Genomic DNA, 12643 nt, shown 5'->3' on the forward strand with positions numbered 1-12643 from the left:
GGGTTCTGTGACCTTTGCAGGCTGCGTCATCTCCGACTCCACATCATCAACGCCCTCGCATGCGTTGTTTTACACCAAGCACGACAGGATTGGCCGGTTCCGCAACGAGCGCCCCGACATTTTCGTCGCGGCAGCCCGACTTGTCCCCAGATCACGGCTCAATGTGCAGGCGGTGCGCCCCTGCCCCCGGCACTCAAGCGTTACGCACACGACATCATTGCGGGGCGAATCGACCCGCATCATCTTGGCAAGGCTATGTCAGGGATTTTGACGATTGCAAGCAAAGCACCGGTCGACCTCTGCCGTTCGCAAGGTCGACCGTATGATTACGGGAATTAGCGCCCGTCGGGCGTACGCACGCCCACCCAGCTGTCGCGGACCTGATGGTAGTGAACGCTGGCGTCGTAGGTCGTGGTCGCAAGGCCGAGCACCTGGGGCGACAGACGGCCGACGGCAGCGAGGACGTTGTACGAGGCGACGACACGGTCGTGCTGTGCGGTCACCAGCGCGACGCGGGCATTCACCAGCGCCTGCTGCGCGTTGAGGACGTCGAGCGTCGTGCGCTGCCCCGCCTTGGCTTCTTCGCGCACGCCGTTCAGCGCGATCTCTGACGCCGTGACTTGCGCCTGGGCGGACTGCACCTGCGCCTTGGTGGCCTGCAACGAGCCCCACCATTGCACCACGGTCGCACGAGTCTGGTCGCGCGTCGTTTCGAGGTTGAGGCGCTGCTGCGCCAGGTTTTCCTTGGATTGGCGGATCAGCGAATATTCACTGCCACCCTGATAGATCGGCACCGAGATCTGCGCGACAGCGGCGGCGTTGAACGCCCTGTATTGAATCAGCGACTGCTCGTATGACTGCGTGGCGCTCGCCTGCAACGTGACGGTCGGCAGCAGAGCGCCTTCCGCGACTTTGACCTGCAGGAAATTGACGTCGATGCCGAACATTGCGGCCGTTACGTTTGGGTGCTCGATCAGACCGAGTTCGATAGCCGACGCGAGTGTTGACGGCAGGAACCGATCGACAGGCGAACCGGGCGCCAGATTCGTTGGCTCGTTGCCAATGATGCGACGGAAGTTCGCACGTGTCGTCGTGAGATTCGCTTCGGCGGTGAGCGCTTGAGTCCTGCCGGCCGCCAGTTGCGCTTCTGATTGAGCGACGTCGGTACGGGTCACTTCACCGACGTTGAAACGGTCTCGCGTCTGCTTCAGCGTTTGCTCGAGCACGCGCACGTTGCTGCGCTGGACTTCAAGCGTGGCGGCATCGCGCAGGTAATCCATGTAAACCGTGGCGGCTTGGAGCAGCACACTTTGATCCAAGCTGCGCAAAGCCTCGCGGGCGCCCGACACCTGGCTCTCGGCGGCGCGTGTCCGATTGGCCGTCTGGTTGCCGTTGTACAAGGTCTGGGAAGCCGTTATCCCCACGCTTCGGGGGATGCCGGGCCCGTTGATCGGGTCGCTGTTGGTAGCGCTCTTGAAGTCCGAGTACTGGTAGCCGCCGCTCGCCGAGAGTGAGACTCTTGGGCGATAGCCCGACAAGGCTTGAGGCACGTTCTCGTCAGTCGACCGAACCTGGGCACGTTGCGCGTTGAGTTGCGGATTGTTCTGATAGGCGCGCACCAGCGCGCCGTCGATCGTCTCGGCCAAGGCATGCGTCGGCCCTGCAAGCGCCAGCAGCAGGACCGAAACCGCAGCTCCGGTGAAGAGCTTCACCCCATGCATCCCTGAAATTCCGTTCATTCTAACGTCCGGCTCGTGCCCGCGAGCCGGGTTACCGTCTACCACTGGAGTCGTTGCCCCTCCGCAACATAGGACGCGGTCACGCGCGACGGAACTACCCCGAGGTGGTTCCCGGTGGAAACTCTAGACGTGCAGCATCCCGGCCACACTTCTGATTCAGAACGGGATTTTAACGGGCTTTGGGCCGTCAGAAGACGAAGGCAGCCGCCCGTTCCAGCCCCGGAAGGACCGGGGCTGCTGCGTCGAACAGCGCCCGATGGCCGAATTCGCCGTGGGTACGGGTCACGATCACGGCGCGAGGCGGCCTGGATTCGGCCGACACCCCGACCAGACGCCCGCCTTCCTTCAGCTGCCCGAGCACCGCCTCCGGTATCACCTCGGCGGCGCCATTGAGGACGATGACATCATAGGGCGCCGCTGACGGCTCTCCATCCGTGCAAGAAGCGGCCTTGCAGGTGACGTTGGCAAGCCCCAGGCTGCCGAGGATATCCTTGGCCTTTGCAGCCAATGCCGAATCGCATTCGGTCGCGGTCACCCGCCGTGCGAGCTTGGAGGTCAGCGCGGCCAGGTAGCCGGTGGCGCAGCCCACGACCAGCACGTTGTCGCCCTCGCCGATTTCGGCAGCCTGAAGCAGCTTCCCGGTCAACGCCGGCTTGATCAGGAACCGTTTGGCGGCGCCTTCGCTCACGTCGAGATCGAGGTCGAGGTAAGCCAATGCCTGCCGGCTGGCCGGCACGAAGGCCTCGCGCGGAAGCGCGAACATGGCATCGAGAACACGACGGTCGGTGACGTCACTGGTGCGCACCTGGCCATCGACCATTTTTTGGCGCGCGGTCGAAAAACCGGACATTGGCGGACCCTGCATTGCGGACGATGCCGCGAAAAAATCGCGGCATCTTTGGAGCATGCAAGGTCAAAACGCAATATGGCCGCTGGCCGTCAGAGATCAGGCCATCGCTGCGAGTCCGACGCAGACCAGCCTTATTCGATCGTCACCGCGAGGCGGCCGATCAAGGCAGCCACCTCGTCCAGCCGTGCCGAATCCGGTGTCTCGACCGCACGGGCGAGACAAGCGAGACATTCATCGTCACTGAGTTCGGGAACGTCGGCCGGCAGAATCGAGGGGGCCACAACAGCACGGTCGAGCTGGATGTCTGGCATGGAAATTAGCTCCGTGAATATCCGGCAACCGCATGCTCAGTGTGAAATGAGTCGATTTGGCGCCGGCCCAATGGCACGACCGCGCTGCTCACAGACACGTGCGAGGACGATTCCCCTGGCTGGGCGCGCCTGCAAGCTCAGAAATCACGGCAAGAAGATCGCGCTCAGGATGAGGGCGCGGGCATAAATCGTTGAATTATCGGAAATATTTGGCTCCCCGGGCTGGATTCGAACCAGCGACCATCCGATTAACAGTCGGATGCTCTACCGCTGAGCTACCGAGGAAAAGGCGAACCAGTCGTTCGCGCGCGGCTGCGTATAACAAAGCCGCTTGCGCTTGCAAAGGACGAATTCGTCATCATCCGAAACGTGCTCCCGAAAGGCTGGACGGCTCCCTCCTCCGAATCCGCGGGCGAGGAACAAGGTGGCTTGGCGCCCAAGCCGTCAGCCTGTCTATCGCTTCGACTTCTCCGCAGCCTCGGACCGGCGTTCTACAGATCGGCCGAATTGGCCTTCTCCGGGACCGGCGCCGGCACGGCTGCGCCATTGCTCTTGCCCGTCACGGCGCCGACCAGCGCCTTGACCGGATCATCACCGGGCGCAAAGCCGCTCTGGCGCAGGATCTCGTCGATCATCGGACGCAAGGCGTGCACCTTGAGGAGCTCGCCGGCGAGTCCCTCGCCGAAGCCGACATTGCCTCCGCCGGCTCCGTTGCCGCCGAACGCACCGCCGGTGTGCAGGATCCGGACGTCCTTGAGGTTCGCGATCGGCTTCACCATCTCGGCCAGCGCGGCCGGCATGGTCTCGATCCGCTTCTTGGCGATCTCGAAATCGATCACGTTGCTGCCGAGCTTGTTCTGCGCCTCGTTCTTCATGGTGATGACGGCAGCTTCGGCCTCGCCGATGTTACGGACGCCGACCGCCTTGATCTTGTTGGATTCGGCTTCGGCGGTGGCCAGCGTCTTGACGGCCTCGGCGCGGTCGAGCGAGGCCTTCTTCTCGGCCTCGGCCGCGACGATCAGCTCGGTCGACTTGCGTTCGGCCTCGGTACGCGCGGCCAGCACCTGGGTGAGGCGAGCACGATCGGCGACTTCGATCGCACGCGCGGTGACGACCTTTTCCTCCGCGGAAACGGCCAGCGCCTCGGCGGTCTTGGCTTCGGCGACGGCTTCCGACGTCTCCTTGCTCTTCGCCGCAATCTGAATCTCGTTCTCCTGCGTGGCGATCTGGATCTCGCGCTGGGCGTCGGTCTTGCGCTTGTTGATGGCCAGGTCCGACTCGATCACCGCGGTTTCCTTGACCTGCTTGGCGCCGGCCTCCTTTTCGGCGACCGCCCGGTCCGTGTCGATACGGGCATTCTCCTCGGTCAGGCGCGCGGTTTGCGTCGCGGTTGCGACCTCGGCGCGGGTGCTCGCGGTCTTGTTGGCGATGTCGCGCTCCTGCGAGAGCTCGGCTTCTTTCTTGGTGCGCTCGATGGTCAGGGTCTGCTGCCGCGCCTCGAGGTCCTTTTGCGCGATTGCCACCTCGTTGTCGCGCACGATCGCGTTGCGGTCGCGGCGGCGGGTCTCGGTGATGGTCTTGAGCTGGGTCAGGCCTTCGGCGTCGAAGAAATTCTCGGGGTTGAAGAACTTCACGTCGGTCTGGTCGAGCTTGGTCAGCGAGACCGATTCCAGCTCGAGACCGTTGGATTTGACGTCGGATTCCACGGTCGCTTGCACGTGCTTGACGAAGTCGCTGCGCTTTTCCTGCAGCTCGAGAATGGTCATGGTCGCCGCAACCGACCGCAGGCCGTCGACGAACTTGGCCTCGACCTGGTTGCGCAAGGCTTCGGCATCGTTGGTCAATGCACCCAGCGTCTGGCTCGCCAGTGCGATACTTTCGTCATCGGGACGAACCCGGACGTAGAACTCGGCGACGATGTCGACGCGCAGGCGATCCTTGGTGATCAGTGATTCTCGCTCCTTGCGCTCGACGGTGAGCCGCAGCGTCTTCAGATTGACGCTAGCATATGAGTGGAAGATCGGCAGGATCATGGCGCCGCCGTCGAGCACGACCTTCTTGCCACCTAGCCCGGTGCGCACGAAGGCCTCGTCGCGAGTGGCGCGCTTGTAGAGAATGGTGAAGACGACCCCCAGGACGACGATCAGCGCGACGCCGATCAAGGCCGGGACTGCGATGTCGAACATGGCTTTCTCCGCTGGTGGGACTTGCTAAGGGCTTAGAGTGGGCTTGGACGGCTTCAGTTCATCGTCCGCCTTCACCGCGACGAAGCGCGTGTCGTCGCGGTCGACAAGGAGGACTAAGGTTCCCTGCGGCAAAGGCCCGGAGGACGGCGCCGCGACGGCCGAGACGAAATGACGGTTGCCGTGGACGTCGGCAACGCTGACGCGGCCGGGCGGCCCCTGGTCGAGCGGGCCGACGACGACCTCGCCGATGCGGCCGACGAGATCGCCGAGCCCGACCACGTAGCTTTCGTCCTTGGGAATGATCCGCGCGATGGCACGGCTGGTCACGCGGACCAGCGGGACCGATGCGGCGACGGCCCCGATCGAGGCGACCGCCGCCGGTAAGGGACCCGCCACCATCCGCGCGACGTCCTGGATCAGGAAGCCGGTGATGGAGAAGGCGCCGAGCAGCAGCAAGAGGAAGATCAGCAGCGGCACGCCGCCGACGTTGATCCAGGAGATGGCGTTGACGACACCATTGTCGCTGGGATGGGCGAAGTCGATGTTGGTGCCGAGCATCTCGCTCAAGGAGGCGCCGACCAGCATCGAGATCACCTCGATCGAGCCGACGATGACGATCATGGCCGCCGCGATCGCGAACGGCCTGACCTCCGGCGCCATGACGTGTTCGAGCAGCGCGCTCATGACGCGGGCACTCAGGAGCCCGACTTCAACCGGGCCAGCCTCGCTGCGATTTCCTTGTCGCGATGGAGCGTGCTGAGCTCGTCGATGTCGCTCGAATAAGGGATGCCGGGCGGCACGCCGGTAGCCCGCGCCACCGCCCTGCCCGCACGCAGCGCCTTCGTCGCTGCGGAGCTGCCGCCCTGCTTCTTGGATGAAGTCGAGGACTGCTGGCTTGCGATGGCCTCGCTCTTCTCCAGATCGGCGCGGCGCTGCTCGGCATCCTGGAGCGCCGACAATACGGCGCGCAGCGACGTCACGCATTGCTCGATCTTCTCGTTGTTCTCGTCGATGGCCCGCGACAGCACCTCGAACTGCGCCTCCAGGTCCATCTGTCGCGCGATGCCGGCGCGGGCGAGATCGTCGCGCCCGTCCGCGATCGCGCCCTCGATCTTGGCGGTGAGATCGGTCATCGCCCGCTCGATCTCGCTGCGGCGCGCGTTGAGGCGGTATTCCTCGGCCCGCGCGGCCGCAAGCGCATCGCGCGCTTCGCTCTCGGCACGCTCGATCTCGCGGATCGCCTGTCCGACCACTTTCAGCTTGTTCTTGCCCTCGGCCTGCTCGATCGCGTCGTATGCGATCCCCGCAATCAGGCGCCCGACCCGGGACAGGAAATTGTCGGGAGCGGCAGCGATGTTATCCATGGCGTTCTCCTCCTCTGGCAGGCTGTTCGGCGTGACGCCGTAGTGAACTTCGAAACCCTCGCCCGTGCGGACCAGGCGTGCCGGCACGCTCTGCCCCCAGCCCTCGACATAGCCGGCGTAGTCGAACGGCACACTGAAGCGCCCTTGCACCGTCGCGATCGAAATGGTGGCGGGTCCCTTGATCTTGGCGAGCTTGTCGTCGAGCGGCAGGCTGCGGCCCTGCGCGGCGCGATATTCGGCGCGGTCGCGCAGGCCCAGCGTCACCAGCCGCGAGGGCAGCGCGGTCTGCTTGCGGATCGGCTCATAGGCATGAGCGTGGAGCAGGACGACGTTGGAGCCCACATTGTGGGTCCGCGCGACCTCGTCGAGGATCTCCATCATGCGGTCGTAAGCCTTGAACGTCGCCTCGATGGCGTCATTGGCGGCCGGATCAGGGGCAAGCCTGTATCGCAGCGCGGATGGAGCATTCTTGGGCGACGAGCTCATGGAAAGCACTAAAGCACCATTTTAGTGCTTTAGGAAGAGGAGATGCGATCACGTTCAACTGATCCCTGTGCACTCTATCGGTTAGTCGCCGCAGTCCGGGACTGCGTTCAAGCCGCCCCGATCATCCTAGATTACGGCCAATCAAGACTTCTTGCACGTCGGGGTTGCAATTTGACGCGAAATGCAAGCTCTTCCATCCCGAGCTGTAGGCGTGACGGTGGAGAGCCGCGACCGCGTGTCAACGACGGTAAGGGCTGTTGGCAGACCAGGCCGTTCTAGACATGGATATGACAGGCGGCCAGGCCGATCTCCGCAGCGCATCAACCGTTTCTCCACAACCTGTCCGCAGCATATCCACAGAGCGGCGAGGACGGATTCGCGAGGCGGTGCTACTACTTGCTGCGCACAAACCCACAAGGAGAGTGGTTCAGCCGCCGGCCTGATCGAACACGGACCGGCAGGCCTCGCTGAGGCTGGCGCGGTTGCGGCGCAGGCAGGCGGTGATGGCGCGGACGTTGGGGATCTCGCCGGCGCATAGCCGGTAGACGTCCGGCGTGCAGGCCCGCCGCTGCTCCGCCGTTCCCTGTGCGTGAGCGGCGGAGGCAAACAGCGTCAGGAACAGCCCGACCGTTGAAGCGCCACGCGCCCGGCTTTTCACGCCCGCAAACCGCAAGAACCTCGCCTTCATGCCCGGTCTCCCGCTCTGCCCGCCCCGGCCTGCATTGGCCGGCGTGGTGGAAGAGGTAGGAGAAGTGGACCGAGGGGGATGTGATTTCTCGCACACAAGCTGTCCCGCAGCGCGCGACGGCGATCGTTTAGGAATTGCTAACCAATCTGGTCCCGATCGCCTGATCGTTAAAATACGAACGATCGGGTCAATCGGGAAACAAACCGGTTTTGCGAGATTGCGCCATCGCGTTCTGCGAGGGTGTGATGAGCGAAGCCGAATTCAACTTGCTGCTGGATGCTGTCCGGGACGCCATGGACTTTGAAGACCTCGCGTCCTTGCCGGAGCAGGCCTTTGTGCCCCGCTCGTGGAGTTTCGACGCGCCGGCCAAAGCAGCCAACGACAACGAGGGCGCCTGGCCTCTCCTGCCCTTTCCCGACGGCTGGTACGCCGCCTGCTGAGGCCGGCTTCGGCCCGACATCATCGGGCTGCCGACCCAGGCGCAACAATAATCAATTCTTGGCGCGTTCGTCGCCGTCTCGGGGCGCCCGCTCAGGGACAGCCGGCGGGAAGATGCTGTCATAGATCGCGCGCGCCTCGCGAATGAGACGAGCGCGCTCCTGTTCGGATTTCGGTACAAGCCGGACAATCTCGCCCACGTGTTCTCCAGCGCTCGGTGGTTGGGACATCTCACCTGACCGATGCGAACTCCATGCCAGCGCGCCTTAATCGCTAACTTGGGTGAACCCGGACAAACCCGGTGTGCTCGCCCTGCCGCAGCTGCTTCGTTGGGTCACTTGGCTCTTTCAGTACACCCGGACGCAACCGAGGTACCGATCGCGTAGCACGTGGGTGCGGCGACTTTGATTGGCGCGCCCTTCGCGGGCTCGAGCCCCGAATTTGCCGCTCCCCAGAACACCGCTAACGCGGCCACGGCCCCGACGATCGCAAGCGCGATCCTGTCAAGCTTGATGAAAAAGGGGCGACGCTGCTTCACCTGACGCAACTCGAACCGATGACGGAACCATGATGGATCTATTCCGGTTCCATGGCAATACACGCCAACGTTAATCGGGAGGCCTCGCTTTTAACCGTTTCAAGTGCGGCGGATAACCGCTGCTGTCAGCGTGACCAGCCTCGATGGGGCAGAGAAGAGCACTGCGGCGATGGTCGACGCGGCCTTGAAGGAGCCGCTCAAAAAATGGGGAGCGAAGGTTGCAATGCCGTGGCAAGTCGGAATTAACCAGAACAGCCAACGAACACCTTAAGCTAGCAGTTCCAGAGCTTTATGATGGAGGCCACGTCGGGACTCGAACCCGAGTAAACGGTTTTGCAGACCGGCGCGTAACCACTCCGCCACGTGGCCCCGTAAGCGCGGACCAATATAGGGGATGAAGCGTTTAGGCAACCGCCTTCGTCCGACCTTGGCGGCGGCAGGGCTTTTCCAGCGTGGATCGGCGTCAGGCGCGTTTACGACGCCGGAAGTCGCGCCGGCCGCCCTTCCGGACAGGTTTGGGCGCCAATTCCGGCATCTCGGCCTGGACCTCGCGGTAGCGCGTCAACAGCCGTTCAAAACTCGCGTGCAACGTCTCGGCGATGTCGGGACGCCGCTCGAGACCGGCAAGGATCGTCGCCGCGGCCTCGATGGTCGACAGGCCGTCGCGGCGCGGCTCCTTGCGCAGATGCCCATAGCGCGAGGGGTGTTTCGGGTTGAGGATCACGCGTTGGCACTTGAGCATCCAGGGATTGCGCCACCACAACGCCTTGGCCTGGCTCCAGGTACCGTCGAGCAGCACGACGCCTTCGAGCTTGCCGAGGATCGCGCGCTGGTTCTCAGCGATTTCGCCCTTGCGGTTGAGCGCGACGATCTCGCCTTCCACATCGAGATCGGCCGCGCGGGCCGAGCCGAGATAGAGCACGGCCCAGTGGGTGGCGTTGTCGACCGGGCGCCCGAGCGCCTTGGACAGGCTCGGCCAGGACAGGCCGACCCGCAACGTCGCATCGGCGAAATGCCTGGCAAGCAGCCGCGCCGTGCCGAGCGCCCTGTCCTGCTCCTGCGGATGCTGGAGGATCAACAGCGAGAGACGATTTTCAATGGGCGTGACGCTGTCGCAGATGCAGAGAGGCATCGGCTTCTGGCAATGAGGGCATTCGGGGATCGGTTCGGCCGGCGCGGCGGCGGTCTCGGACGGCTTGGACATGGGGGCCGCTATACGCTTGAAGCAGCGCCTCGCCAACCTATTCCGCGGGTACGGCCAGCGGACGCGGCTCGGAACGGCGGCGCAGGCGGTCGATCAGGAGGTAGATCACGGGCGTCGTGTAGAGGGTCAGGATCTGCGAGACGAACAGGCCGCCGATGATGGTGATGCCGAGCGGGCGGCGCAGCTCCGTGCCGGGGCCGGTCGCGACCACCAGCGGAATGCCGGCGAACAGCGCCGCCAAGGTCGTCATGAGGATGGGGCGAAAGCGCGCCTGGCACGCCTCGAAGATTGCCTCGGCCGAGGACAGGCCGCGCCGGCGCTCGGCGTCGAGCGCAAAGTCCACCATCATGATGCCGTTCTTCTTGACGATGCCGATGAGCAGGATGATGCCGACGAAGGCGATCACCGTCAGCGGCGTGTTGGTGAGTTGGAGTGCGAGCAGCGCACCCAATCCGGCCGAGGGCAGCGTCGAGATGATCGTGAGCGGATGGGCAAGGCTCTCATAGAGCACGCCCAGCACGATATACATCGCAACCAGCGCGCCGAGGATCAGAAGCGGCTGCCGGCCGCTGGTCCTGGCGAAGTCGCCGGCATTGCCGTCGAAGCTGCCTCGGATGCCCTCAGGCATGTGCAATTCCTCGACCGCGCGCTGAACGTTCTGCGTCGCCGTCTGCAGCGGCGTGTCCGGCAGCAGGTTGAACGACACCGTGGTCGAGGGGAACGACTGCGAGTGATAGACGGCGAGTGGGGCGACCCCGCGCGTTGCATGCACCACCGCGGAAAGCGGCACCTGGACGTCGCCGGCGCCGGCGACAAAGATGCGGTCGAGGTTGGAGGGATCGACCTGGAATTTCGGATCGATCTCCAGCACGATCATGTACTGGTTGCGCTGGGTATAGATGATCGATATCTGCCGCTGCGCGAATGCATTGTTGAGTGCGTTGTCGATGTCCTGGACCCTGACGCCGAGCGCCGACGCCTTCTGGCGGTCGATGGAAAGCGTGAGCTGAAGCCCGCCCGGATCGCGATCGCTGGAGATGTCGGTGATGCCCTCGACGCTTTCCAGCCGTTTGGCCACGATCGGAGCCCATTTCTGGAGAAGACCGAGGTCGGTACTGGTCAGTGTGTATTGGTAATTGGAATCGCTTTGCCGGCCGCCAGCACGGACGTCCTGGGCCGCGAACATGAAGAGGCGGATGCCCGGCACGGGATAAAGCGCCCTTCTCAGACGGTCGATCACGACCTCCGTCGAGACGTGGCCGCGCTCCTCCGGGGGCTTCAGGCTGATGAACATGGTGCCGCGGTTCGAGGTCGCCCCGCCCGGCCCGCCGCTGCTGCCGACGGTCGAGCCAATGCCGGCCACGGCCGGATCCTGCATCACGATGTCGGCCAGCCGTTGCTGGAGTCCGAGCATCGACTGGAACGAGATGTCGGCCGAGGCGCGTGTCGCGCCGATGACGAATCCGGAATCGTCGGTCGGGAAATAGCCCTTGGGCACCTTGATGTAGAGCGTCACGGTGAGGCCGATCGTGGCGAAGAATACCAGCAGCGTCAGCAGCGGAAACTCCAGCACGGTGCGCAGGGTGCGGGCGTAGAAGGCGACAATGCGCGACAGCGAGCCCTCGATGATGCGGTCGAACAACGTCGCGGTGCTGGACGTGGTCTGCCGGATGTAATGGGCGCAGATCATCGGCGTGACCGTGAGCGACACCAGCGTCGAGACCAGGATGGCGAAGGTCAGCGTCAGCGAGAACTCGCGCAGGAGACGGCCGACGATGCCGTCCATGAAGATCAGCGGCGTGAACGCGGCGATCAGCGACAGGCTGATCGAGACAACCGTGAAGCCGATCTGCCTGGCGCCTTCCCGCGCGGCCTGCAACGGCCGCATGCCGTGCTCGAGGTTGCGATACATGTTCTCGATCATGACGATGGCATCGTCGACCACGAACCCGACGGAGATCGCGAGCGCCATCAGCGACAGATTGTCGATCGAGAAGCCTGCGACCCACATGCCGGCGCAAGTGCCGGCCAGCGCCAACGGCACCGATATCCCGGCCGCGATCGTCGGGGTCAGCCGGCGCAGAAACACGAACACCACGACCATCACCAGCAACGACGTTGCAAGCAGGGTCCATTGCATGTCGAGTACGCTGGCGCGGATCGTGCCGGTGCGATCGACCAGGGTGGAGATCTCGACACCGGCCGGGATCCACTGCTTCAGCGCCGGGATCAGCGCCTTGACCCTGTCGACGGTGTCGATGACGTTGGCATCGCCCTGCTTGGTGATCTGGATCAGCACCGCGGGCTGCTTGTTGAACCAGGCGATCGAGCGGGCGTTACGGACGGAATCCTCGATGTCGGCGACATCCGAGAGCCGCACGAAATTGCCGTTAGAGCTCTTGACGATGATGTCGCGGAACTCTTTCGCGGTGCGCATCTGCCGATTGAGCCCCAGCGTCTCGCTCTGGCGTTCGCCTTCGAAGATTCCGACCGGTCCAAGCGGGTTGGCGTTGATGATCGCGGTCCGTACGTCGTCGGTGGCGATGCCGGCGTTTGACAGGGCGACCGGATTGAGCTGGACCCGCACGGCCGGCTGGTCGGCCCCGGATACGGTGACGTCGCCGACGCCCGGCACCTGCGAGATGCGCTGCGCCAGCACGGTGTCGGCGACGTCGTAGATGGCGCTCGCCGACAGTGTCTTCGAGGTCAGCGCCAGCACGAAGACGGGCGCGCCGGCGGTATTCGCCTTGCGGAAGCGCGGCAGCGTCGGCAGGTCGCTCGGCAGGTCGACCATCGCGGCGTTGATCGCCGCCTGCACGTCGCGAGCCGCCTTGTCGAT

Annotated in this window: 11 protein-coding genes and 2 tRNA genes; 2 read left to right on the plus strand and 11 right to left on the minus strand. The window is 64.2% G+C overall.

Annotated elements, in window-relative coordinates; translation table 11 throughout:
- Positions 1-271: hypothetical protein (locus JHD07_RS03075; protein ID WP_291618813.1), on the plus strand; the 271-nt coding region annotated here is incomplete at its 5' end.
- 64 nt (positions 272-335) lie between these two features.
- Here JHD07_RS03075 and JHD07_RS03080 read toward each other — a convergent pair.
- The 8 genes from JHD07_RS03080 to JHD07_RS03115 form a co-directional block, all read right to left on the minus strand.
- Complete coding sequence (locus JHD07_RS03080; RefSeq protein ID WP_291618833.1) at positions 336-1721, minus strand: TolC family outer membrane protein; 1386 nt, start codon at positions 1719-1721, stop codon at positions 336-338.
- Between the two features lie 205 nt (positions 1722-1926).
- Positions 1927-2589, minus strand: a complete 663-nt coding sequence (locus JHD07_RS03085; RefSeq protein ID WP_291618815.1) for a protein-L-isoaspartate O-methyltransferase — start codon at positions 2587-2589, stop codon at positions 1927-1929.
- 131 nt (positions 2590-2720) lie between these two features.
- Positions 2721-2900, minus strand: a complete 180-nt coding sequence (locus tag JHD07_RS03090) for a hypothetical protein (protein WP_291618817.1) — start codon at positions 2898-2900, stop codon at positions 2721-2723.
- Between the two features lie 210 nt (positions 2901-3110).
- A tRNA-Asn gene (locus JHD07_RS03095) sits at positions 3111-3185 on the minus strand.
- Between the two features lie 206 nt (positions 3186-3391).
- Positions 3392-5086 (minus strand): flotillin domain-containing protein, encoded by a 1695-nt coding sequence (locus tag JHD07_RS03100; protein WP_291618819.1) that lies wholly within the window; start codon positions 5084-5086, stop codon positions 3392-3394.
- A 24-nt stretch (positions 5087-5110) separates the two neighbouring features.
- The gene (locus tag JHD07_RS03105) at positions 5111-5770 is read right to left on the minus strand and encodes an OB-fold-containig protein (protein ID WP_291618821.1); all 660 of its coding nucleotides are present in this window, start codon (positions 5768-5770) and stop codon (positions 5111-5113) included.
- Positions 5771-5781: 11 nt separating this feature from the next.
- A complete protein-coding gene (locus tag JHD07_RS03110; protein WP_291618823.1) occupies positions 5782-6945 on the minus strand; it encodes a PspA/IM30 family protein in 1164 nt (387 codons plus the stop codon).
- A gap of 418 nt (positions 6946-7363) precedes the next feature.
- Positions 7364-7624: a hypothetical protein gene (locus tag JHD07_RS03115; RefSeq protein WP_025036239.1), complete on the minus strand. Its 261-nt coding sequence runs from the start codon at positions 7622-7624 to the stop codon at positions 7364-7366.
- A 245-nt stretch (positions 7625-7869) separates the two neighbouring features.
- Between JHD07_RS03115 and JHD07_RS03120 the strand changes: the two genes are divergently transcribed.
- Positions 7870-8064, plus strand: a complete 195-nt coding sequence (locus JHD07_RS03120; protein WP_291618827.1) for a hypothetical protein — start codon at positions 7870-7872, stop codon at positions 8062-8064.
- 831 nt (positions 8065-8895) lie between these two features.
- Here JHD07_RS03120 and JHD07_RS03125 read toward each other — a convergent pair.
- The 3 genes from JHD07_RS03125 to JHD07_RS03135 form a co-directional block, all read right to left on the minus strand.
- Positions 8896-8969: transfer RNA gene (locus JHD07_RS03125), tRNA-Cys, on the minus strand.
- 94 nt (positions 8970-9063) lie between these two features.
- The gene (locus JHD07_RS03130) at positions 9064-9804 is read right to left on the minus strand and encodes a tRNA-uridine aminocarboxypropyltransferase (RefSeq protein ID WP_291618828.1); all 741 of its coding nucleotides are present in this window, start codon (positions 9802-9804) and stop codon (positions 9064-9066) included.
- A 37-nt stretch (positions 9805-9841) separates the two neighbouring features.
- The coding region (locus tag JHD07_RS03135; RefSeq protein ID WP_291618829.1) for an efflux RND transporter permease subunit at positions 9842-12643 on the minus strand (2802 nt) is incomplete at its 5' end.

The sequence above is a fragment of the Bradyrhizobium sp. genome, from assembly GCF_016462955.1.
Taxonomy (GTDB): Bacteria; Pseudomonadota; Alphaproteobacteria; order Rhizobiales; family Xanthobacteraceae; genus Bradyrhizobium.